The following is a 24,187-nucleotide window of genomic DNA, read 5'->3' on the forward strand; positions in this document are numbered from 1 at the left end:
GCATCGGATTCAATAAAATACCCTCATGAATAAAAAAACAGATAAAGATGAATTGGCACTATTTGCCGAGCTGACAAAGGGAATGAAACCTTTGGAGCAAAACAAACGCCACTTCAAAACAGCCCCTAAAGATCGCAAAGTGGTTGAAGAAAAAGAGCAACAGCTACACGCTGACAGCTTCTTTTCAGATACTTATCAACCTTTGCTGCCAGAAAATGGTCCGATGAAATGGGCAAGAGATGATGTTGACAGCTTTGAAGTTAAACGTCTGCGACGTGGCGATTACGCTCCAGATCTTTTACTCGATCTGCACGGTATGCGACAATCAGAAGCAAAGCTAGAACTTGCAGCACTTATCCAAGCTTGTGTAAAACAGCAAAGTCACTGTTGCTGCATTATGCATGGACATGGAACAGGGATTTTAAAGCAGAATATTCCGATGTGGTTAGCACAGCATCCCCATGTAAAAGCATTCCACCAAGCGACTAAGGAATGGGGCGGTGATGCTGCTTTACTGGTACTTATCGATATTGGCGACCTTCCTTATCGTCGCTGAGAAAAATGACTTTAAATTCATAAAAAAATGAGTCCATTAGGACTCATTTTTTTAGCAAGATATTAAACTATTACTAACCAATCATATGCGGCGCATACTGCCACTCTAATGACGTACTTCCCGCAGTTTTAGTGATCAGTGTTGTACCTGAAGTCGCAAACAGTGGTGGCTCAATACCTGGGACCAATTCACTCACTAAATAACCCAATAACGGCATATGCGCTAAAACCAGTATATTGTCTGCCTCATAATGCTCAGCATAAGCAACAATAGTATCGGCGACAGTCGCAGGATCCCCAGCAGGAACAAGTTCATCAAGGGTTAGCCATTTCCCAGGCTTTGGAAAGTGCTTCTGCACCTCCTGCCAACTTTGTTGTGCGCGTAAATATGGACTGACCAATACTAAATCAAACTCGGTAACGCTCTGAGCTAACCAATTACTCATCATGCCAGTGTGCTGGCGGCCTAGGTCAGTTAATGTGCGTTCTCTATCTGAGTGGGCATTGAAGCCCGCTTCACCATGTCGCATTAAAAATAGCTGCATACTTCGTGGCTACTCCCAATTTTTATTGTTATTAGCTAATTGTAGTCTGAATATTGATAGCAACATACCGTTTTTTGTTATTAATTAGTCGAATAGCACATAGCCATGCTTTAGGATAAATACCTCCGTTACCCGCTCCTAAGACTACCCAGCTAAAATTGCACCAAATTTAGCCAATCAGAAAGGTTTATTTACTGTTTAGCCAGCTTGTGTTTGAAGATAAGTAAAAATGATGGCAAGTTAAGTTATTGCAGCAAACTTAAACACCTCCCTATCCGTGCTTCGGCACCTAAGAAATCATGCAGCTGCTTGATAGGAATTAGGTTTTACACGTGCTTTATCTGTAAGAGATTACTAAAGTAAGTGTCTAGGTTTATGCTGTTCGATCAATTGGAGCAATGCTTTTGCCAACAAATAAAAAAGTTATCACCAGTCCAAATGACCACCGCAAGTACCGTAGCTTAACCTTAAAGAATGGGTTAGCAGTGCTATTAGTCGAAGATAGTCAGTCAACCGAAGCTGCTGCATCAATGGCAGTAGCGGTAGGTCATTTCGACGATCCAGTCGCTCGCCCTGGCATGGCTCACTTCCTTGAACATATGCTTTTTTTGGGGACAGAGAAGTTTCCTGAAGCTGGCGAGTACTCTGCCTTTATCAATCAGCATGGCGGCAGTAATAACGCCTGGACAGGCACTGAGCACACTAACTTTTTTTATAGCATTAACGCTGCACAATTTGAAGAATCACTGGACAGGTTTAGTCAATTTTTCATCGCACCGTTATTCGATGTAGCGCTTGTAGAGCGAGAGCGGCATGCCATTGAATCCGAATTTAGCATGAAGTTAAAGGACGATATTCGTCGTGTCTATCAAGTGCAAAAAGAAACCGTCAATCCAGCTCACCCATTTTCAAAATTCTCTGTAGGCAATTTAGAAACACTAGCTGGAGATGAGTCAGATTTAAGAGCAGAGTTAATCGCTTTTTATAAAGAGAAGTACAGCGCAAACAAAATGACGTTGTGCATTGTCGCGCCAAACAAACTAGATGAATTAACCAAACTAGCTAAGCTTTATTTTGGCCAAATAGAGCATCGTGAATTAGCAGTACAATATCCGGACACTCCTATTTATCTAGCCGAACAGCTTCAATCAAAAATCAATATCGTCCCGCTAAAAGAGCAAAGACGAATTGCGATTACATTTGCCTTACCGGCCCTTGAAGCTTTCTACAAACACAAGCCATTGACGTTTATTAGCCACCTTCTGGGCTACGAAGGAAAAGGCAGTTTACTCTCTTACTTGAAGGAACAAGGTCTCGCTAATAACCTGTCTGCAGGTGGTGGTGTTAATGGCTACAACTTCAAAGATTACAATATCAGTATTCAACTGACAGACCGAGGTTTAAACAATCTTAAGCTCGTTATCGACTGTGCTTTTGAATATATTGCCTTGATTAAAGATCATGGTCTTGAACATTGGCGTTACGATGAAAGAGCTGCGTTACTCAAAGTTGCCTTTCAATACCAAGAGCAGGTAAAAGCCTTAGATTTGGCCAGCCATTTAAGCATAAACATGCACCACTACGATATTGAAGATGTTGTATATGGTGATTATCGTATGGATGGTCTCAATGTTGTCGAAACAAAGCAGCTTTTGGCATTAATGCATCCTAGTAATATGCGGTTACAGCTTATTGCTCCTGAACTTGATACTGATAAACAAGCTGCTTGGTACCACTCTCCTTATCAAATACGTCCAATACCTTTAGATGACTTAGCGCGTTGGTCTAAGCCTAATGTACGCCCTGAATTAACACTACCAGCAGCAAACCCATTCATTATTGATCACTGCGTTGCCAGAGCAGAGAAAAGCAATGCTGCAGTGCCCATAGTCGTTGCTCAAGAGGACGGCTATCGGATCTGGCACAGAAAAGATGATGAGTTTAATGTCCCTAAAGGGCATTTGTATCTATCATTAGACTCAGCTCAAGCTGCTGCTTCGCCAAGACATGCAGCACTAACAAGACTTTACGTGGAGATGCTGCTCGATTACCTAACCGAATTCACCTATCAGGCTGAAGTGGCGGGGCTTAGCTACAATATCTATCCGCATCAAGGTGGTATTACGCTTCACTTAACCGGATTCACCGGCAAACAACAAGCGCTGTTATCACTTGTGATTGAAAAAGCACGAGAACGAAACTTTACTCAAAGCCGTTTCGAATTAATCAAAAGACAAATATTACGCAGTTGGTATAACCATACTCAAGCAAAGCCAATATCCCAGCTCTTTACTAGCTTGACTGTCACGTTGCAAAAACGCAGCTTTGAACCTGCCCGTATGGCTGAATTTCTCGAAGAGATAACCCTCGAAGATCTACATGCACATGTCAAAAGTTTTTATGAAAAGGTGCACTTAGAAGGGTTGGTTTACGGTGACTGGTTGGAGAGTGAAGCAAAGGTACTTGGTATTAAACTTGATAAAATTCTCTCGCTAGTAACCTCTCCAAGTGCTGAGTCTTCCAGAGAGTTAATTGATCTCACTAATAAAGGTACCCTGTTAAGAGAGATCCCAGTCGAACACCAAGACAGTAGTATTATTGTCTATTATCAGTCTGATACCGCGACTCCTGATAATATGGCAGTGTTAAGCCTATTAAATCACACTATGTCTTCTACTTTTTTCCATGAGTTGAGAACCCAAAGACAGCTAGGCTATATGGTAGGAACGGGATACCTACCTCTAAACCGCTATCCTGGTATCATTTTCTATATCCAATCACCTAGCACGGGTCCACAGATTTTGCTCGAGGCCATTGACGAATTTATCGCAGACTTTACCTACGCCATTTTACAAATAACCAATGAGCAATGGGAAGCGACAAAAACAGGTCTAATAAACCAAGTTATGGAGCACGACTCAAACCTTAAAACGCGCAGTCAGCGCTATTGGTCAAGCATAGGTAATAAAGATTTTCAGTTTAACCAACGCGAACTAGTGGTCGCGCAAATTGCAACGTTAACGCGTTCTGATTTAATCAAGTTCATTATGAACAAAATGCGTACTAAGCACTGCGACAGATTGGTACTGTTTAGCACCGGAGAGTCTCATCAAGATCAAACTCCACTAGAGTCCAACAATATGATTCTAGATCTTAGAGCCTTCAAACTTAAAGCAGAACAATTTGATTACTAACGACTATAATTTCAATGATAACTTGTGGCCTAGATGAAGCTTCGCTACTTCGTTATCCAGAGCTGGGGGCTCAAAAAGCAATAAAAACAAGCTAAACGGACAGATATCATACTGAAAAGGACACAGATAATGATAATTAGCTACAAATTACACGAAGGTTTTTGACAATGACTTCACTTTCTGAAAAAGTGAGTATTATCCCCTGTTGCCTTATGACATTGACTAAAAATAAAATTAAAAATATGCCTAAGACATTACTAAAAATTGTACTTTTTCTACTCGTTTCTTTTGTTCCAATACAGTCCTCTTTAGCATTTACGCTAAATGCTGTTTCGTTAGGGGTGCCTGAAGGGCTCTCCCAGAGCAACTTAACTTCAATCGTTGAAGACGATGATGGCTACGTTTGGATTGGTACTCTAAATGGCCTAAATCGATATGACGGTAAACACTTTCGGCACTACTTTCCTTCAGCAAGAAACGAATTAGCAAGTGCATTTATCCGCAGCTTGTATATCAGTCAATCAGGCTCTATGTATGTTGGCACAGATAAAGGTTTGTCAATATATGATTCGTCTCTAGACAAACTAGTTTCGTCAAAAAATCTGGGCTTTGAGATAAATGACGCTATATGGACGATCAACGAATATAACAATAATATATTTATTGGTACTGAAAATGCTATATATATTTTGAGTGAATTAAATAACAAAAAGCTATCACTAAAGAACAAATACTCTGGTGACTTTGGCACTGTAAAAAACATAATAATGTTTGAAAACACAATGTTTATTCGAAACTACTCTGGTTTCATATATTCCATTTCGGATCGAGTTGACTTAGTTACAAATAACGCCAACGCTATAAAGGTTATTAATGGCAAGCTAATTATATTTAAGAATAATGGCGCATTTGAGTATTCCAATGGAAACCTGGTTAATTATTCAGCCATTGAGCTTATTAGTGTTACAGAGCAGTCTGATTTCAATTTGGGTTTAGATAAAAACTCAGTATTTATGATAGACAATGTTAAACAACCAGTTTTCATTGGAAAATTAAATGTATCAGAAAAATCATTAGAACACCCTCAAATCATCAGAGGGCGTACAAAAACATTTATTCTAAACCAAAATGATGGTTTTTTCATAATTGATGACGATAGTAACCTAATAAAAACAAAAATAGTAAGCGGTGGTAATGTTTGGTCCATTTCTCCAAATAGTAAAAATAATTTAGTTGTTGCTTCTGATGACCAATTTATTCGGCTATATGATAAAGACCTTAATATTATTGAGCTGTATGATTCTAAAGTTAAAGGTCCTAAATCTGCGGTTAAGATTGGAAATCTGATTTATGTCGCGAGTTCAAAAGGTTTCTTCTCAATAAATGTAGACAATGGCATTATAAATGACATCCTTGAAGGCACATTTTTTATCGCTAAATCTAAAAAAGACGGTGGTAGTATTTTTATTGGTTCAACCTCTGGAACTATCTTACAATATTATGTTACCACAGGGTTTACACAGGAGTACATAATCGACAAAGGTAACCCGGTCTTCGACATAAAAGAAAATAACAACTCTTTATTCGTAGCAACACAAGGTGGTTTGTTTGAGCTTGCAAATGACTTAGTTACTCCTGTTTATACAAAGCAGATGGTGCTTAGTATTGATATTTACAATGAGGAAATATTATTCGGCACCAGTTCAGGGTTGGAATCACTATCCACAAAAAGTGGAGGTCCCGAATTAATATATAGTAAAAACAACCCTATATTTTCAATAACACAAAACAACAACTTTATTCTAGCCTCTTCTGTTAACGAAGTTATCTTAAAGGACAAGAAAGATGATAAGTTATATAATCTAACAAAAGAGTTGGGTGTTCAGGAAGAGTATAACACTCATGCAATATTAAAAGGAAATGAAGAAATATACATAGGCGGAATATCTGGAGTTAGCTTTGTATCAATAAATAGGATGATGGAATACTTATCCTCAAGAGAAACACTCGATGTAACACTTGATGAGTTATTAATATTCAACATACCTGAAACACCTAATGGTGGAGTGTTGAATAACAAGCTAAGTAAAACAGAAAAACTTAAATTAAAGTATTCAGACTATCCATTCACAATATCTTTTCATAGCCCTAGAAGTCCACTTAAAGATATTAATTATATTTATCAGATGCGTGGTCTATCAGAGTCTCTAATTAATTCAGAAGGAATAAACTCTGCGACTTACACAAACTTGTCTCCTGGAGATTATGAGTTTGCTGTTTATGCTATTGATCCCGTTTCGGGTAAACATGGTTCCGAAAAAACCTTAAGCATCGAGATAACCCCACCATGGTGGTTATCAACTCCAGCTAAAGCTCTATATTTCTTAGTAGTACTTTTAATATCTATTGCGACAATAAAAATTGCGATGAGAAGAAGAGTGGTTCAGAGACAGATCGCAAAAAGTGAAGAGCGGCTGAAACTGTCACTGTGGGGTAGCGGTGATGAGATGTGGGATTGGGACATTGAGACAGGACAAATTTATCGCTCAAATATTTGGGGGTCACTAGAATTCCCAAGAGATGGGCAACGCTCTGGTCAAGAAGGCGAAGAGAGTAATATCCACCCTATGGACCAAATTCGAGTGCGCGATGCCTTAAACAAACATTTCTACGGTGAGACCGATCATTTTGAAGCCGCATACAGGGTTAAAGGAAAGTCTGACGATTGGGTGTGGATTTTGGATCGTGCAAAAATTGTAGAGCGCGACGAGAATGACAATGCACTGCGTATGACAGGTACTATCAAAAACATCAGTAACTTTAAGCAAGCTGAAGAGCAGCTGAGACTTTTTGAGCGGGCGATTCAGAATATTTCTGAAGGCATGTTCATTTTAGATAACGAGTTCTGTTTTGTAGAGGTGAATGAAGCCTGTTGTGACCTTTCAATGCTAAGTAAAAAGGATTTTATTGGCACACTGTTTAATTTTGACCTATATCCCGATAGTTATTCAGAACAGATCCGCTCCATATTAAAACAGCAAGGACGATGGAGTAATGAAGTCGAATCAGCAAGAGGCAACGGTACTAGCTTTTTAATGGAATTAACTATCGATGCCATTTACGACGAACAGGGTGAATTGTCTCATTATGTTGGTATTTTCTCTGATGTCAGTCGACGTAAGCAGCAGGAAGAGGAGCTAAGAAAGCTCACCAATAACGACTTGCTAACTAACCTTCCCAACCGCTCTAACCTTATGGTGACGCTCGGTAACTTGGTGAAAAGAGATTCTCACCACACCTTAATGGTTTTGGATCTCGATAATTTTAAGAAAATTAACGACTCCTTAGGTCACCAAGTGGGTGACGAGTTACTGATATTAGTCTCTGAACGAATTCAAGCAGCCGTACCTCATCACACCAGCATTTATCGTTTAGGCGGTGATGAGTTTGCTATATTAATCGACAAAAATCCTGATATTGGTGTGAGTGCTGTGATTGCAAAAACAGTCATCCACGCTTTTGAAAGTGCTTTTCAATTGTCTGCAGAAAAAGTCGTGGTTGGGGTAAGTATCGGTATCGTTTTATATCCTGAAGATGACCAAAATGAACAAGCCCTGTTGCGCAAAGCAGATATTGCGATGTACCACGCTAAATCGGCTGGCGGTAATCGCTACCAATTCTATTCAGAATCACTTAATAAGAACGCGATTAGACAGCTAGAGGTGGAAAACCTAATCCGTGAAGGCATTAAAGATGATCTGTTTGAAGTGTACTACCAACCAAAAATAGATTTAAAAACAGGTAATATGGCTGGTATGGAAGCTCTGGTTCGCTTAAACCATCCAGAGCATGGCTTAATTCCACCTAATAGCTTTATCCCGCTAGCCGAAGAAAACGGACTCATTGTTGAAATCGGCGATATTGTGCTTAAAAAAGCATGCTTTGCAGCCCAAAAATGGCGCTCGCAAGGTTTGTTTAATGGTCGTGTGGCTGTTAATTTGTCGTCAAAACAGTTTGCTCTGCCCGATCTTCAACAACGCATCGAATCTGTGTTGCGATTAACTCAGTTGCCAGCTGCAAACTTAGAACTTGAAATAACCGAAGGAACAGTAATACGTGAACCGGAAAAAGCGATAAAAGTGATGCAGCAGCTATCAAAAATGGGGGTAAGTTTAGCCCTCGATGACTTTGGTACAGGCTACTCTTCGTTGTCATATTTAAAGCGTTTTCCAATCCACACTCTTAAGATTGATAAAGCATTCGTTGATGATATCGATAAATCCGATCGCGACTTGAAAATGGTCGATTCAATTATCACTATCGCCCACAATATGGGGCTTTCAGTGGTTGGTGAAGGCGTAGAAGAAACGTCTCAACTGAGTATTTTACGAGCACTAAAATGTGAAGAGATCCAAGGCTATATTTATAGCAAGGCTGTAACCGAACATGAGTTCACTAATCTTCTGCACAATGATACGAATGCTAAACCATTAAAAGCAATCTCACTAAATAAAGCGCAATAACTTAACCATGTAAACATTGGCACAACATCTGCAATAACCTTTTCAATAGTCAAAAAAATGATACTTTGAGAAGGTTAAGATGAAAAAGATAATTAATGGATTAGTTGTTTCAGTTGCATTTGCATGTTCACTTCCAGTTATGGCTTCTAGCCACACGTCAATAAAGAACTTCGAGAGCAGCTACCTAGCGCTTGAGCTACAAACGGCAGGCGTGCCGCATATAAAAGTAAAGCCACTACAAACAGCTGGCGTGCCGCACATCAAAGTAAAGCCACTGCAAACAGCAGGTGTGCCGCACATCAAAGTAAAGCCATTGCAAACAGCAGGTGTGCCACATATCAAAGTAAAGCCATTACAAACAGCTGGTGTGCCGCACATCAAAGTTAAGCCATTACAAACAGCTGGCGTACCTCACATCAAAGTTAAGCCACTACAAACAGCAGGTGTGCCGCATATCAAAGTAAAGCCACTACAAACAGCTGGCGTACCTCACATCAAAGTTAAGCCACTACAAACAGCTGGCGTGCCTCACATCAAAGTAAAGCCACTACAAACAGCAGGTGTGCCGCACATCAAAGTTAAGCCACTACAAACAGCTGGTGTGCCACATATCAAAGTTAAGCCACTACAAACAGCTGGTGTGCCACATATCAAAGTAAAGCCATTGCAAACAGCTGGTGTGCCACATATTAAGATGAAGCCACTACAAACAGCTGGTGTGCCACATATCAAAGTAAAGCCATTACAAACAGCTGGTGTGCCACACATCAAAGTTAAGCCACTACAAACAGCTGGTGTGCCACATATCAAAGTAAAGCCATTGCAAACAGCTGGTGTGCCACACATCAAAGTTAAGCCACTACAAACAGCTGGTGTGCCACATATCAAAGTAAAGCCATTGCAAACAGCTGGTGTGCCACACATCAAAGTTAAGCCACTACAAACAGCAGGTGTGCCGCACATTAAAGTTCTTAACCAAGCTGCGGCATAGAGGAGAATAAATTATGTTTGATTCAATTATGCAAATTCTAGGTCTCGCAAAACCAGCTCGTAAGAAAGTTAAGTTACCTGAAGGTTTAAATCATCTAGAAGTCATCCCAGCCAAAGGTTGGTGGAACTAAGTATCAGCTGAGATATTTGGCTAGTGATAAAAACAAAAAAAGGAGCTTAGCTCCTTTTTTTGTTTTTATCCTTGACTTCAGTTTACATGTTGATCGAAGCGCCCTGCTTGCCCATCGCTTTACGATAAGCCAGTTGCTTATGGGAATTAAACAACGGATATGCTGCTGGCCCCAATAATGCACCTGCAACAACCCAGCGCTTTACTGGTAAGCCAGCGTTAAAAGCAGCCTGTCCAAGTAAAAAACTGGATAAAACTAAAAATAAAACAATTGGGAATACCACTTACCTACACCTCACATCAAATAAGTTAGCGTCCATACCTTAAAATCATTCAAGTTGGGCATTATATCCTCTCCAACACCTAAATGAGAGTGTTTTTTAGTCAATTTTTTGCCACTTAACATAAAAAATGCGGCTAAATGTAGCCGCATTGTTAATTTTTTGACACTTTTGAGATTATTTAAGCATTACTTGAAGAAGTAACTTTGCTCATTCGCCATCTGCTTTAGCAATTCTGCAGGTGCAAAACGATCACCAAACTGAGATTGATATCCACTTAAGATCTCCACCAACTTGGCAGGGCCGAGCGTATCAATGTAATGGAATGGACCACCCAAGAAAGGTGGGAAGCCAATTCCAAATATCGCCCCAATATCTCCATCTCGAGCTGAGGCAATAATACCCTCTTCCAAACATCTCACTGCTTCATTAAGCATTTGAACCACACAGCGTAGAGCAAGCTCATTCGCATCACTATTTTGGCCCGGAGTTAACCCAAGTACTGCGTACACACTGCTGTCGACTTCCTTTGCTTTCTTCTTACTTCCATATTGATAGAAACCCTTGCCGTTTTTACGTCCTTTACGGTCATCGGCTAACAACTTATCAAATGCCGACGGAGCCTTAAACCGCTCCCCGAGTTCAGCTTCTAAAGTAGGAGAAATCTTGGCACCAACATCAATACCAACTTCATCAAGCAGTGTCATTGGTCCGACTGGGAAACCAAATTTAACCAAAGCTTTATCTAAATGCTCAACACTCTGCCCCTCTAACAACAGCTGTGCAGCTTCATTCATATACAGAGCAAGAATACGGTTTACGTAAAAACCTGCGCCATCTTGAACCACAATAGGCGTTTTACCTTGCTTGCGTGCAAAAGCTACTGTTGTTGCTATCGTCTCGGCAGAGGTTTTTTCATGGGCAATGACTTCGACTAAAGGCATTTTCTCAACCGGTGAAAAATAGTGCAAACCGATGACATTCTCAGGGCGAGTTGCTGCCTCAGCAATTTGTGATATTGGCAGCGATGACGTATTTGAAGCGAAAATAGTATTCTCACCACATTCTCGTTCTACATCTTTAACCATTTGATGCTTAAGCGACAAATCTTCAAAGACTGCCTCAACGACGATATCGGCATCTTTAATCCCTTTATATTCTGTCGTTGTCGTCATCAAAGCCATTAAATTGTCACGCACAGCAGGCGTCATATGGCGGCGCTTAACGCCTTTATCGAGCAACTTGTATGCGTAAGATAGCGCGTTGCTTAAACCCGTCTCACTAATATCTTTAACCCGAGCCGGAATTTTAGCTTTAGTCGTCGTAACAGAGGCAATACCGCCTCCCATCAATCCACCACCAAGGATCATCGCTTTTTTGACTTTACGAGGCTCAACATCTCCAGCGCCAGTCTCTTTTTTCATTTCTGTCGTGGCAAAGAAAATACTTCTCAAGGCTTCAGACTCTTTCGATATCACTAGATCAGAGAAATGACTTGCTTCCACTTCTAAGCCTTTGATTAGGCCCTTAGTCATGCCTTGGCGTACACAATCGATTATCTTGGCTGGAGCAGGATAATTTCCCTGGGTTTTCTTAGCGACTTGTTTGCCAGCTTGGTCAAAAATAATATTTCGACCTGCACTAGTGCCTTCAAGCATTTTGTTAATAAATGACTGTTTTTTCTTTTTGGCTGTGCGTTTACCCGCCAGCGCCATTTCAATCGCGGTGCGCATTAATATCGACTCAGGTACCGCATCATCGACTAAGCCCATTTTTATCGCTTGCTTAGGCCTAATCTGCTTACCTGTTAGCATCATATCTAGTGCTGTTGTAATACCAACCAAACGCGGTAAACGCTGAGTACCGCCACCACCAGGAAGTAAACCCAGTTGCACTTCAGGTACACCCATCATTGTTTTGCTATTTAAGCTACAAACTCGCTGATGACAAGCTAATGCCAACTCTAAACCACCGCCTAAACACGCACCATTAATCGCAGCAACGACTGGGATAGATAAGTTTTCTAACTCATTAAAAACCACATGCCCTTGTTGAGAAAGTAACTTCGCATCCATTGCGGTTTCGCATGCATCTAACATTGATATATCTGCACCCGCAACAAAGGAGTCCTTCTTGCCTGAAACTAGCACCAAACCTTTTATACTGCTGTCTTGCTTTATTTCAGCAAGCATCTCACTGATCTCTGGACCAAATTCACTGCGCAGCGTATTCATCGTCTCACCAGGTACATCCATGGTTAATATGGCAATACCATCTTCTCGGCGAGCTAAATTAAATGTCTTTTCCATTTCCATTACTCCACTTCAACTATCATTGCTGCGCCTAAACCACCAGCTGCACATGCAGTCGCAAGACCCGTTCCGCCACCACGACGTTTAAGCTCATGACAAACCTGAGTGATCAGTCGTGTACCTGTTGCAGCAAAAGGATGCCCATAAGCAAGTGAGCCGCCTAATACATTGAATTTGCTCATATCGATTTCACCAATCGCGCGGTTACGACCCAGTTTCTCTTCGGCGAATTTCTTTGAACCAAACATCTGCATATTGGCTAATGTTTGTGCGGCAAACGCTTCATGCATCTCAATAAGCGTTAGATCTTCTAATTCCATACCTGCGCGCTTAAGTGCCATTGGAGTGGCATAAGAGGGCCCCATTAGCATATCTTCCCACACATCTATGGCTGTAAATGCGTAACTCTTAATGTAACCAATTGGGGTATAACCTAACGCTTTAGCTCTGCCTTCACTCATTAGCAATACCGCAGATGCTCCGTCAGTTAACGGTGTACTGTTTGCCGCTGTAACTGAGCCATGTTTACGGTCAAACGCTGGTCGCAGTTTTGCGTAAGACTCAAGCTTAGAGTTCTCACGGATATTGTTATCACGATCGATAAATGCTTTATATGGTGGTACATGAGCAGCCATCACTTCTTCGGCTAGTTTGCCAGCGTTCCATGTTTCAGTCGCAAGAGTGTGAGAGCGATGTGCCAATGCATCTTGATCAGCACGGCTAATATTATAAGTTTTTGCCATCTGCTCGGCAGTTTGCCCCATGGACAAACCAGTTGAATACTCGGCAACAGCTGGCGGCACAGGCAATAAATCTTTTAAACCTAAACGGCGGAAAATTGATAACTTCTGACCAAAGCTACGTGCTTTATTGAGATCAACAAGCGCATGTGCGAGCTTTTTAGATACGCCAATTGGCAATACTGAAGATGAATCTGAACCACCAGCAATACCTATTTCCATATTACCGGTCAAGATTGACTCTGCAACATTCACCGTTGATTGGAAGCTGGTTGCACAAGCACGAGTGACACTATAAGCATCAGTGCTGATATCCATGCCAGTACCCAAAACGATTTCACGCGCAATATTTGGTGCAGCAGGCATTTGCACAACTTGACCATATACAAGTTGTTCAATGAGCTTAGGGTCGAGTTCTGAACGTGAAATTAGTTCATTCACGACCATTTTGCCCATATCTAACGCAGATACACCATGAAATGCGGTCGCTTGTTTGGCAAATGGCGTTCTTAATCCCGATACAATCGCGATTCGTTCGCCTCTAGCGTTAGTTAATTGCTGTCTTTCACTCATTTTTCACCCTCTTGTTCTGCGTCGCTAACCCTTGAAGTTGCTCGCTTTTTTATATCCCTGAGAAACCTGCAAAATAACCTACAAACAGGTCTGACCATTAAAGTGTGATCTGATTCTAACTTTTAAATGAAAAATTTTAAACACTTGTTTGTTTTTTAACACTAGCCAAAACCCAATTGAATTATTTACCATAGAGGTTGTCCATAGTCTTTATACATAATAAATTGAGTACCATCATGCCTTTGAGTCGATTTCATGCACTACGCGAATACTTAAATACCGTTATTCTCGGACAACCGACATTAACTGAGAATTTACTGATAGCGCTCATCGCCGATGGACACTTACTGGTAGAGGGGCCTCCAGGCCTTGCTAAAACTCGCGCAGTCAAAGCACTGTGTGATGGCGTTGAAGGTGATTTTCACCGTATTCAGTTTACTCCTGACTTATTGCCAGCAGATTTAACGGGCACAGATATCTATCGCGCTCAAACTGCTACATTCGAATTTGAAGCAGGTCCGATATTTCATAACCTCATATTGGCGGACGAAATAAATCGAGCCCCTGCAAAAGTTCAGTCTGCGTTACTTGAAGCAATGGCTGAAAACCAAGTGACGGTCGGCAAGAATAGCTACCCACTGCCAGAATTATTTTTAGTAATGGCTACGCAAAACCCACTTGAGAATGAAGGAACCTACCCGCTTCCTGAAGCACAGTTAGACCGCTTTTTGATGCACCTTAATCTTGACTACCCGAGTGCAGAAACTGAATTTGAAATTTTGCGTTTGTCTCGTAATGAAGCATTAAAGCAAGAAATCCCAACCATGACGCCGATTATTCAAGGGGATATTTTTGCCGCGAGAGAGCAAGCATTACAGATCTACCTCGCAGAACCACTTGAAAAATATATCGTCGATATTGTAATGGCAACTCGTCAGCCTGCAGCTTATAGTGCTGAGCTTGCAAGTTGGCTTGAATATGGTGTCAGCCCACGCGCAACCATCTCTCTTGAGCGCTGCGCCAGAGCACGCGCCTATTTATATGAGCGCGATTTCGTGTCACCAGAGGATATTCAGGCTGTTGCCCCTAATGTATTACGTCATAGACTGCTGCTCAGCTATCAAGCACAAGCGGACGGTGTATCTGCAGATGATGTGATAAACCATATTCTTTCTCAAGTTGCGGTACCTTAATGCTCAAATCAGATCTGCCTCTTTTTTCTGATGGCATCAACATCACAGAAAAAGAGCTACTTGCTTGCCAAAACATAGCACGAGCCTTACCTGAGAAAAGGGCTAAGGCTAAAGCTAATTTGGCCGGACACCGCTCTAGTGCAATCAAAGGCCGCGGCATGGAGTTTGCCGAGGTGCGGCATTACCAAAGTGGTGATGACGTACGCACGATAGATTGGCGCGTAACAGCTAGAACAGGTAAAGCCCACACCAAGCTGTTTGTCGAAGAGCGTGAACGGCCAATCATTATCTTGCTGGATTTAAGCCATAGCTTGTATTTTGGTTCTAGCTTATTGTTGCAAGCGGTGCAAGCTGCTCATGTTGCTACCACCCTGGGGTGGAACGCTATATTACATGGCGATAGGCTCGGCGCTATCATCGCCACCGAGCAGGAACATATTGAGCTAAAACCTCGCAGCCGTCAGCAGGGAATATTGCAATTAGTTTCAGCGATTAAGCAGTTACATCAACGTCAACTTAATGCTATCGCAGCGCAAGAAGCTGACCCAGAGCACATGCTAAATGCCTGTAAGCGATTAAGGCGTATTGCTAAGCCAGGATCATTAATTTGGATAGTCTCCGATGGTCGTCACTTTAGTGCCGCCTGTTTAGCCATGTTATCAGATCTAAAACGCCACTGTGATATGGGCGCTTTTTTAATTACCGACCCTTTGCGGGAAGGTAATCTTGTGTTGCCAAAACACTTTAAACTGCCTGTTAAAGACGGTGGAAAAGAGCGCATTATCGATAGGCACAGCTATGAGCATTGGTTGCAAAACCAACATAAGATCAAAGCAGAATTCACCAATATGATGCAAAAAATCAGCGTTGAAACTCGCTTTATTGATGCAGGTAAACGTCTAAACCAGCAGCTCGGAGCATTAAGATAGATGGCGCTACAAACACCAGCAGCAAATCCTGCGTTAGCATCACTGCGAGATATCCAAACTCCTGTTGAAATTGGTTTATGGCCAATTGCCTATGGCTATTGGATTCTCATAATCATCGCTCTTATGTCATCCATAGCGATATTTGTCTACCTGAGTAAGCGCCGAAAACACAACGCTGCCAAACGAGCTGCGTTAATTGAGCTCGCTGAACTCGACCTTAAAGCCACCCATTATATTGCTAACGTCAGCGCAGTGTTAAAGCGCGCGGCAATGAGCTATTGCGAGCGAAATTTAGTTGCGAGTTTATCTGGCAGCACGTGGCATAAATGGCTTAGCCAACAAGTTAAACAGCCGCCGACTGAGCTCTGTGAATTACTCAGTCTTAGTTACCAACAACAACCATTAACTGAGTCACAAGCTATCGCTTTGAAGCAGTGCGCCGAGCAGTGGTTGAAAAATGCATTACCTCTCTCAACCACTAAATCAACTTCTAATAGACTATCTCAAATGGAGGCTAAATAATGTTGACCTTAGCACTCCCTTGGTTACTACTGCTGTTACCCCTACCCCTATTATTGAGAAAAAAGCAGCAACAGCAGGCTAAACTGGGTGGACACCTTTATCTTCCCGGTAGCGATGTTGAAGTACAAAGCTTACCGAATAAAGTAGAGACATCTTCAAATAAGGGCTATTGGCTGGTGTGGGTTCTATTAGTCTTAGCTGTGGCAAGACCATTATGGATGGGAGAACCAATAGAGTTGCCTAGTAAGGGCCGAGATCTAATGTTATCGGTGGACTTATCCGGCAGCATGCAGATTGAAGATATGGTCATTGACGGTAAAGTCACCGACAGATTTACCCTTATTCAACATGTGATAAGCCAATTCATCGAGCGCCGAAAAGGCGATCGCATTGGCCTTATCTTGTTTGCTGATCATGCTTATTTGCAATCACCCCTCACCCAAGACCGACGTACAGTTGCTCAGTACTTGAACGAGGCCGAGATCGGTTTGGTAGGCAGACAAACCGCAATTGGCGAAGCTATCGCGCTGGGTGTTAAGCGCTTTGACCAAGTTGAAAATAGCAATAGAGTGCTTATTTTACTTACCGATGGTTCTAACAATGCAGGCTCCATATCCCCAGAGCAAGCAACCGATATTGCAGCCAAAAGAGGGATCACTATTTACACAGTCGGTGTTGGCGCCGAAGTCATGGAGCGACGTACCCTTTTTGGCAAAGAAAGAGTCAATCCGTCAATGGATTTAGATGAGACCCAGCTTAAACAGATAGCAGAGAAAACTGGTGGCAGCTATTTCCGCGCTCGCAATACCGAAGAGCTCGAGCGCATCTATCAAGAGATCGACAAACTAGAACCAATCAGTCGAGAGCAACTCAGTTATCGACCACAATCAGAACTGTTTTATTGGCCGCTTGGCTTAGCGTTATTGCTCACCATATTTAAAAGTCTTGGGCAGCTAACTGTATTCAGTAATAAACCCAAACAGCCATCGAGAGGTCGTTAAACATGCATTTAATACGTCCTGAGTGGCTATTAGCGCTTATACCGCTGGCTATGTTGTTAATGTTTATTAAAAAGAATCACGGTGCGAGTTCCAGCTGGGATCAATACATTGCCCCTCACCTAGCAAGTGTATTGCTTAGTCGCACAGATAAAAAACGTAGCCATTCTATTGCATACCTTGCAATGGCATGGTGTATCGCTGTTGTTGCCCTTTCTGGTCCCGCGATTGAAAAAACGGCACTGCCAGTTTATGAGTCTGCACAAGGTCGAGTCATTGTGATGGATATGTCCCTGTCTATGTATGCCAATGACCTTTCACCCAACCGGTTGACCAAATCAAAGTATCGAGCAACAGATCTGCTAGGATCGATTGCTGAAGGTGAAACAGGACTTGTTGCTTACGCTGGTGATGCATTTACTATTAGCCCGTTAACTCGAGATAACGCCACGCTATTAAACCTACTGCCGACATTAACGCCAAGCATCATGCCAACAAAAGGCTCTAATATAGAAGCCGCGCTAGAACACGCAAAATCCCTGCTAAGTCAAAGCGGACATATTAGTGGCGACATTATTTTATTTACTGATGGCATTTCTCCTTCCCAGCTCAGTGCCGCTCAATCAGTGTTAAAAGGCAGTGCTTATCGGTTGGGAGTACTAGCATTTGGTAGTGAACAAGGTGCGCCAATTAAACTACCTGACGGCCAACTGCTACGTGATAATGCCAACCAAGTGGTTGTTGCAAAAACTGATTTAGGATTGCTAAACTCATTAGCTTCTTCGAGTCACGGTACTGTCATCTCAACACGTGCAGACGGTCAAGATATTGCTCAACTTTTCGATTGGCTTGCCACCACTAAAGATACAAAAGAGAGTGATAGGCAAGGTGAAGTTTGGCAAGATCTTGGCGGTTATATCGCATTGTTACTGCTGCTGCCTGCCCTTCTCAGTTTCAGGCATGGATTGCTTGGTGCAATCGCTTTGGTCGTCGTTTTACAGCCGACACAACCCGTTTACGCTAACAGCTGGGATGATTTGTGGCAGACTCAAGATCAACAAGCTGCTAAAGACTACCAAGCCGAGCAGTATGAAGCGGCAGCACAAAAGTTTGAGCAAGCTCAATGGCAGGCAAGTTCTCATTATAAAGCGGGACAATATGAACAGGCACTAACAGGGTTTGAGCAGGACAACTCTGCCAATGGCCTCTATAACCAAGGCAATGCTCTGATGCAGCTTGGTCAATATGATAAAGCCGAAAAACGCTATCAAGATGCACTTGAGTTAGCACCCGATATGGATAGCGCACAGCAAAACCTTGCATTGGCTAAGCAATTACAACAGCAACAGCAACAAGATTCTCAAGGCGACGGTGACAACCAGAAAAATTCAGATGAAAAGCAAAACTCAGAGGATCAACAGCAAAAGAGTAATGAGCAACAATCTGATGACGGTCAGCAAAGTGATAAAGAATCCGATGACAGTAGTTCTGACACTGACAGTGGTCAGGGAGAACAAAAGCAACAGCCTTCAGATGACACCAAATCCGGCGACGATGCAAACGATACCGCTGAAGAGTCGCAGCAAAGTGGAGCCAGTGATGCTGCACAAAATGAGCCCAACAGCAACGATGCTCCCATGGACGCAAAAGCGTCTGATCCTCAAAAACCAGAAGACAAGCTGCAGGAAAATGCGCAACAAGCTAATGCCAAACAAGCTAGCGACAATGAAGACCCACAACAGGGAGATGAAGCAACCTCTATGGTACCCGCGACTTCCTCTGATGAGCCATTGCCACCAGAAATGGAAAGAGCTTTAAGAGCAATTGCTGACGACCCACAAGTATTACTGCGTAATAAGATGCAGCTTGAATATCAAAAACGACGCCGTCAAGGCATTAACACCAAGGAAAACCAACAGTGGTAATTCGACATATACTGGTACTCTTTATTCTCGTAATTACGGCTACAGCCCCCGCCTATGCAATTACGAGCTTACAAGCATCTGTTGACCGAAACCCGGTCATCGAAGGTGAGTCTCTCGTATTAACTGTAGTTGCAGATGACGATTTAAATAGTGGCGAGCTCAACACCTCTGCACTGCTTAAAGATTTCATTGTTGGCCGAACAAGTATCAGTCGCAGTAAACAGATAATGAATTTTGATGCTCGAAACGAAACTCGCTGGCAAGTACTGCTTTCGCCTAAATCTCGTGGCAATGTCACAATTCCAGCCTTTCAGATAAAAGGAGTCAGCTCAGACCCAATTACTCTTTCAGTTGTGGATAGAAGCAGCCAACCGCAGCAAAAACAAGATATCTTTATGCGTGCGAGCTTATCGTCTGAAGAAGCTTATGTCGGGCAAATGCTGACCTATAGAGTTAAGCTTTTTCTAGCTCTTGAGCTGCAACGTGGCGTTCTGAGCGCCCCGGTGCTACAAGGCGCGCAAATAAAGCAACTTGGTGAAGATAAAGACAGCAACGAGATAATCAATGGTAAACGCTATCGAGTTATTGAGCGAGCCTATGCCATTGTCGCCGACCAACCAGGTGAGCTCACTATCAACGGTGCTAGCTTTTCCGGTGATGTATTGGTGCAAGCCAAGCGAAATGGCGGCATGTTTTCCTTCAATGAAAGTCGACCAACACAAACACAAGCACCGAAATCAGTGATACTTATCAACCCAGAGCCTGTTGAATATCAAGGCCAATGGTTAGTGTCAGATCTAGTGGTACTAAAAGAGGACTGGCCAGAATCACCTGTCGAATATAAAGTTGGTGACCCGATAACTCGAACCTTAACCTTGCTGGCTTCCAATGCAGATGAGACCAGCTTGCCAGAATTGCAGCTTTCGATGCCTTCAGCGCTTAAATCATACCCTGAAAAGCCGCAGAGAAAGTCATTTGTTCGTGATAAGCAGATGGTGTCACAACTGACACAAACAACCGCTATAGTCGCCACAAAGGCAGGAACTTATACGTTACCCGAAATTAACGTCCCATGGTGGAATCCGCACCTAAAACAACAGCAATATGCGACTTTGCCAGCGCGCACAATAGTAGTGACAGGTGGCACAACAGAAATCGCTATCGCTCCATCAGCCACCAATACCGCAACCATTACAGACGCAGGCTACTGGCCTTGGGTAAGCGCGATTCTCGCCATCTTATGGTTAGTGACATTAGTGCTATGGCTAAATGCAAGAAAGCAACAGTCGTCAAACTCAAAACCAGTAGAAAATGATAACATCTCACAGCCTGTAAATAGCCGTAAGATACTTGAGAGCAGCTGCGCAGCGAAGGATCCTACCGCCGTGATTAATGCATTAAGTGCTTATTTTGCTGATCTATATGCAACGCCAATGACTCTACAAGATATTGGCAAGCAATCAACTGAGCTATCAAACATGGTTATCGCTTTACAACAATCGGCCTACAGCGAACAGAACACTAACATCGATTATCAGCGACTGTTAAAACTGGCATTATCAACAAAAGCGACCAATAAGCAGCGACACACTTCTGCGCTTAACGCTTTAAACCCAAAATTATAACGGTTTAGATTGACCTACTAAAAAATATGAAAAGATGCTCCTTAGGGAGCATTTTTTATAAAAATGGCTTCTTTATCAGCTAATTTAGACTTTATTTACCTGCAATTGGTATTCGAAGTTGAACAAGGTTAAGCTGTGAAATATTGATCCAGTTAGAAAAAAGTAAAAATGTTTGATAGTTGGCGAAATAAAAAGTCTAGCTCCACGGTCTCTTCAGACATGGTTAGCAAACAAAGACGATACGATAGCCTTGTCAGGGCACTTCATTCCGATATATACCGTTATGCCTATTGGCTATGCGGCGATAAACATATCGCTGAAGATATCACTCAAGAAACCTTTCTGCGCGCTTGGCGCTCGCTTGATTCATTGAAAGATGAAAAAGCTGCAAAAGCATGGCTGATCACTATCCTTCGTCGTGAAAATGCACGCCGGTTTGAACGTAAACAATTTAATTATTCAGATGTCGAACAGGAATTTATCGAAGATACGTTCTCCGGAAGCACTGAAGACCATGCAGAACAACACTTATTGCAGAGACAGATTTCAAAGTTGGAACTTGAATATCGTGAACCACTATTACTACAAGTGATAGGCGGTTTCAGTGGTGAAGAGATAGCTAAAATATTAGATCTCAATAGAAACACCGTAATGACGCGTTTATTTCGAGCTAGAAACCAGCTTAAAGATGTACTCGAACAACCGACTATCAGAGGTCAATCCAATGGATGAACTTAAATTTCGCCGCCAAGCTTATGGTGAGCCAAATAACCAAGATCCCGAGTTCCTTCAAGCAGCAATGGAATCGGCTGAAAGAGAAGCTTTTTTAAATGACTTAAAAGGCTTAGATAACAAAATCGAAAATGCGCTTAAGATTGATGTTCCTGACGATCTCGCAGCTAAACTTTTACTGCGCCAACAGTTGCAGCATCATCATTCACAGCGCCGTAAAACTGGCTTTGCATTTGCCATGGTCGCCTCAGTTGCATTTTTAGCTGGTATTACTTTTACCTTATTAAGAATGGGACCCGTCGATTTAGGCCAGCATGCATTAGCTCATGTTTATCATGAAGATAAAGCTTTGCATGTTGATCAAAATGTTCAATATCAAGATGTTAACTTTCAGCTAGCCTCTTTAAATAGCGGCAGTAACATGAAGTTCACCCAGCAACCCGGAAAAGTATTTTATAGCACCTACTGTGATTTTCAGGGTGTTCAAAGTCTGCACTTGGTGATGCAAGGTGAATCAGGAAAAGTGACTCTGTTCATCGTGCCTCTAGAAGATAGAATGGTGCTTGACGAAGCTTTTGCTGATAACAAGTATAAAGGAATGGGCTTTGAAACAGACAATGCCTACATGTTACTTGTTGGTGAGGGAAGCGAAGATCTTAATTACGTAAAAAACGAGATTAAGCAAACTTTCATCTAAACCGTTCACAACCAGTAGCGCTTTCTTTGCGCTACTGGTTAGATCTCAATCACACTCCCATCAATTATTGAGCTATAGCTCAAATATCTGCTAGCATAGCGCCACAACCAAAAATGATAAAAGCGTAAATATCTCATGACCATAGAATTACCCATATTAATTACCTTCATTGGCTACTTAGCTTTAATGATGGGGATTGGCCTTTGGGCTTACAAAGCAACAGACTCAGTAGACGATTATATTTTGGGTGGCCGTGGCATGGGGCCTGGCGTAACAGCGTTAAGTGTCGGTGCTTCAGATATGTCTGGCTGGCTACTGCTCGGATTACCTGGCGCGGTCTACTTAGGCGGTTTGGGTGAAGCTTGGATCGGCTTTGGGCTGGTTTTTGGTGCTTGGCTTAACTGGCTCTTTGTCGCAAAAAGATTACGCATTTATACCGAGTTTACCGATAATGCTCTTACCCTACCCGATTTCTTTGAAAAACGATTTGAAGACAGCAAAGGCATACTCAAGTTAGTTTCAGCGGTAACTATTTTAGTCTTTTTCACCTTTTATGCATCGTCAGGTATGGTCGGTGGCGCTATATTATTTGAAAAAGTTTTCGGCCTTGATTACACCCTAGCATTGATTATTGGTTCTACCATTATTGTCGCTTACACTTTCGTTGGTGGCTTCTTTGCTGTGAGCTGGACTGACTTTTTCCAAGGTAGCTTGATGTTAGTAGCCTTATTAATCGTACCGATTGCTATCTTCAGCCAACCAGAAGCTCAGCAAGGTTTTGAAACTTTAGACCCTGCAATGTTGTCACTGTTCAGCGAAAATACTACCTTTATCGGATTAGTCTCTCTGCTGGCTTGGGGTCTAGGTTACTTCGGTCAGCCTCATATTTTATCGCGTTTCATGGCGATTGGCTCTGCTAAAGATATTACTGTTTCTCGCCGTATTGCAATGAGTTGGATGGTTGTCGCACTATTTGGCGCTTTAGCAACCGGCCTTGCAGGTACACTCTATTTTGCAGCTGAACCATTAGAAAACCCGGAAACGGTATTTATTCACTTAGCCCATGCCGCTTTTAACCCTTGGATAGGCGGATTACTGATAGCAGCAATTCTGTCAGCGATTATGAGCACCATCGATTCACAGTTGTTAGTATGTTCAAGTGTGATTACGGAAGACTTTTACAAGAAATGGCTACGTCCTCAGGCAGAAAGTAAAGAGCTTATGCTCGTGGGTCGTATCGGTGTACTCGCCATTGCCGTCATCGCGGGGGTTGTAGCACTTAACCCTGAAAGCAGTGTGCTTGGTCTGGTCAGTTATGCATGGGCAGGTTTTGGCGCCGCATTTGGCCCTGTGGTTTTGATGTCGCTTTTCTGGCGTGATTACAGCCGCAATGGTGCAGTAGCAACAATTATCGTTGGTGCGGTAACAGTGGTTGTTTGGAAGCAACTTAGCGGCGGAATATTTGACCTCTATGAAATTCTCCCAGGCTTCCTATTTGCTACCATCGCAGGTGTACTTACCAGTAAATTACAGGCTCCATCTGATAAAGTAAAAGCACAATTTAGCGAGTTCGAAGCTAAGCTGTAATTGAGTAAATTAGCATTACTACTAAAAAGCGTACATCTGTACGCTTTTTTTTATCCTTCAATTCACATCGAAAAAAAAGCCCGCGTTACATACTCTTAACCATAAGTTAAACCTTAATTATCTCCCAAGCCTTTAT

17 protein-coding genes are annotated in these 24,187 nt (G+C 42.3%); 13 read left to right on the top strand and 4 right to left on the bottom strand.

Going from position 1 to position 24,187, the window contains the following annotated elements; all coding sequences use genetic code 11:
• The first annotated feature begins 25 nt into the window (after positions 1 to 25).
• Positions 26 to 556 carry an endonuclease SmrB gene (gene smrB, locus SWP_RS14015; RefSeq protein WP_020913193.1) on the top strand — a complete coding sequence of 177 codons (531 nt, stop codon included), beginning with the start codon at positions 26 to 28 and terminating at the stop codon, positions 554 to 556.
• A gap of 73 nt (positions 557 to 629) precedes the next feature.
• Here smrB and sixA read toward each other — a convergent pair whose 3' ends face one another.
• On the bottom strand, positions 630 to 1,100 hold the full coding sequence (gene sixA, locus SWP_RS14020; RefSeq protein WP_020913194.1) for a phosphohistidine phosphatase SixA: 471 nt from the start codon (positions 1,098 to 1,100) through the stop codon (positions 630 to 632).
• 404 nt (positions 1,101 to 1,504) lie between these two features.
• Between sixA and SWP_RS14025 the strand changes: the two genes are divergently transcribed.
• From SWP_RS14025 to SWP_RS14035, 3 genes are all read left to right on the top strand, one after another.
• On the top strand, positions 1,505 to 4,294 hold the full coding sequence (locus SWP_RS14025) for an insulinase family protein (RefSeq protein ID WP_143711198.1): 2,790 nt from the start codon (positions 1,505 to 1,507) through the stop codon (positions 4,292 to 4,294).
• A 242-nt stretch (positions 4,295 to 4,536) separates the two neighbouring features.
• Positions 4,537 to 8,817 (top strand): EAL domain-containing protein, encoded by a 4,281-nt coding sequence (locus SWP_RS14030; protein WP_079892001.1) that lies wholly within the window; start codon positions 4,537 to 4,539, stop codon positions 8,815 to 8,817.
• Between the two features lie 79 nt (positions 8,818 to 8,896).
• A complete protein-coding gene (locus tag SWP_RS14035) occupies positions 8,897 to 9,808 on the top strand; it encodes a hypothetical protein (RefSeq protein WP_020913197.1) in 912 nt (303 codons plus the stop codon).
• 212 nt (positions 9,809 to 10,020) lie between these two features.
• Here the strand turns inward: SWP_RS14035 and SWP_RS14040 are convergent, their stop codons facing one another.
• The 3 genes from SWP_RS14040 to fadI all read right to left on the bottom strand — a co-directional run bounded on the left by SWP_RS14040 (position 10,021) and on the right by fadI (position 13,843).
• A complete protein-coding gene (locus tag SWP_RS14040; protein WP_020913199.1) occupies positions 10,021 to 10,221 on the bottom strand; it encodes a hypothetical protein in 201 nt (66 codons plus the stop codon).
• A gap of 185 nt (positions 10,222 to 10,406) precedes the next feature.
• Positions 10,407 to 12,527: a fatty acid oxidation complex subunit alpha FadJ gene (gene fadJ, locus SWP_RS14045; RefSeq protein ID WP_020913200.1), complete on the bottom strand. Its 2,121-nt coding sequence runs from the start codon at positions 12,525 to 12,527 to the stop codon at positions 10,407 to 10,409.
• A 5-nt stretch (positions 12,528 to 12,532) separates the two neighbouring features.
• Complete coding sequence (gene fadI, locus SWP_RS14050) at positions 12,533 to 13,843, bottom strand: acetyl-CoA C-acyltransferase FadI (protein ID WP_020913201.1); 1,311 nt, start codon at positions 13,841 to 13,843, stop codon at positions 12,533 to 12,535.
• A 236-nt stretch (positions 13,844 to 14,079) separates the two neighbouring features.
• On the opposite strand from fadI, the gene SWP_RS14055 reads away from it, so the two are divergent.
• From SWP_RS14055 to putP, 9 genes are all read left to right on the top strand, one after another.
• The gene (locus SWP_RS14055) at positions 14,080 to 15,036 is read left to right on the top strand and encodes an AAA family ATPase (RefSeq protein WP_044555943.1); all 957 of its coding nucleotides are present in this window, start codon (positions 14,080 to 14,082) and stop codon (positions 15,034 to 15,036) included.
• Positions 15,036 to 15,965 (top strand): DUF58 domain-containing protein, encoded by a 930-nt coding sequence (locus SWP_RS14060; protein ID WP_020913203.1) that lies wholly within the window; start codon positions 15,036 to 15,038, stop codon positions 15,963 to 15,965. The genes SWP_RS14055 and SWP_RS14060 overlap by 1 nt, the downstream gene beginning before the upstream one ends.
• Positions 15,966 to 16,487: a DUF4381 domain-containing protein gene (locus SWP_RS14065; RefSeq protein WP_020913204.1), complete on the top strand. Its 522-nt coding sequence runs from the start codon at positions 15,966 to 15,968 to the stop codon at positions 16,485 to 16,487.
• A complete protein-coding gene (locus SWP_RS14070; RefSeq protein WP_020913205.1) occupies positions 16,487 to 17,488 on the top strand; it encodes a vWA domain-containing protein in 1,002 nt (333 codons plus the stop codon). Before SWP_RS14065 ends, SWP_RS14070 begins: the two co-directional genes overlap by 1 nt.
• Positions 17,489 to 17,490: 2 nt before the next feature.
• Positions 17,491 to 19,410 (top strand): VWA domain-containing protein, encoded by a 1,920-nt coding sequence (locus SWP_RS14075; protein WP_020913206.1) that lies wholly within the window; start codon positions 17,491 to 17,493, stop codon positions 19,408 to 19,410.
• Entirely contained in the window at positions 19,404 to 21,035 is a 1,632-nt protein-coding gene (locus SWP_RS14080; protein WP_020913207.1) for a BatD family protein, read from the top strand. Before SWP_RS14075 ends, SWP_RS14080 begins: the two co-directional genes overlap by 7 nt.
• 168 nt (positions 21,036 to 21,203) lie before the next feature.
• On the top strand, positions 21,204 to 21,767 hold the full coding sequence (locus SWP_RS14085) for a sigma-70 family RNA polymerase sigma factor (protein WP_020913209.1): 564 nt from the start codon (positions 21,204 to 21,206) through the stop codon (positions 21,765 to 21,767).
• On the top strand, positions 21,760 to 22,464 hold the full coding sequence (locus SWP_RS14090; protein WP_020913210.1) for a DUF3379 domain-containing protein: 705 nt from the start codon (positions 21,760 to 21,762) through the stop codon (positions 22,462 to 22,464). The genes SWP_RS14085 and SWP_RS14090 overlap by 8 nt, the downstream gene beginning before the upstream one ends.
• Before the next feature lie 135 nt (positions 22,465 to 22,599).
• The gene (gene putP / locus SWP_RS14095; protein WP_020913211.1) at positions 22,600 to 24,051 is read left to right on the top strand and encodes a sodium/proline symporter PutP; all 1,452 of its coding nucleotides are present in this window, start codon (positions 22,600 to 22,602) and stop codon (positions 24,049 to 24,051) included.
• Positions 24,052 to 24,187: the final 136 nt, after the last annotated feature.

Source organism: Shewanella piezotolerans WP3 (assembly GCF_000014885.1).
Lineage (GTDB): Bacteria > Pseudomonadota > Gammaproteobacteria > Enterobacterales > Shewanellaceae > Shewanella > Shewanella piezotolerans.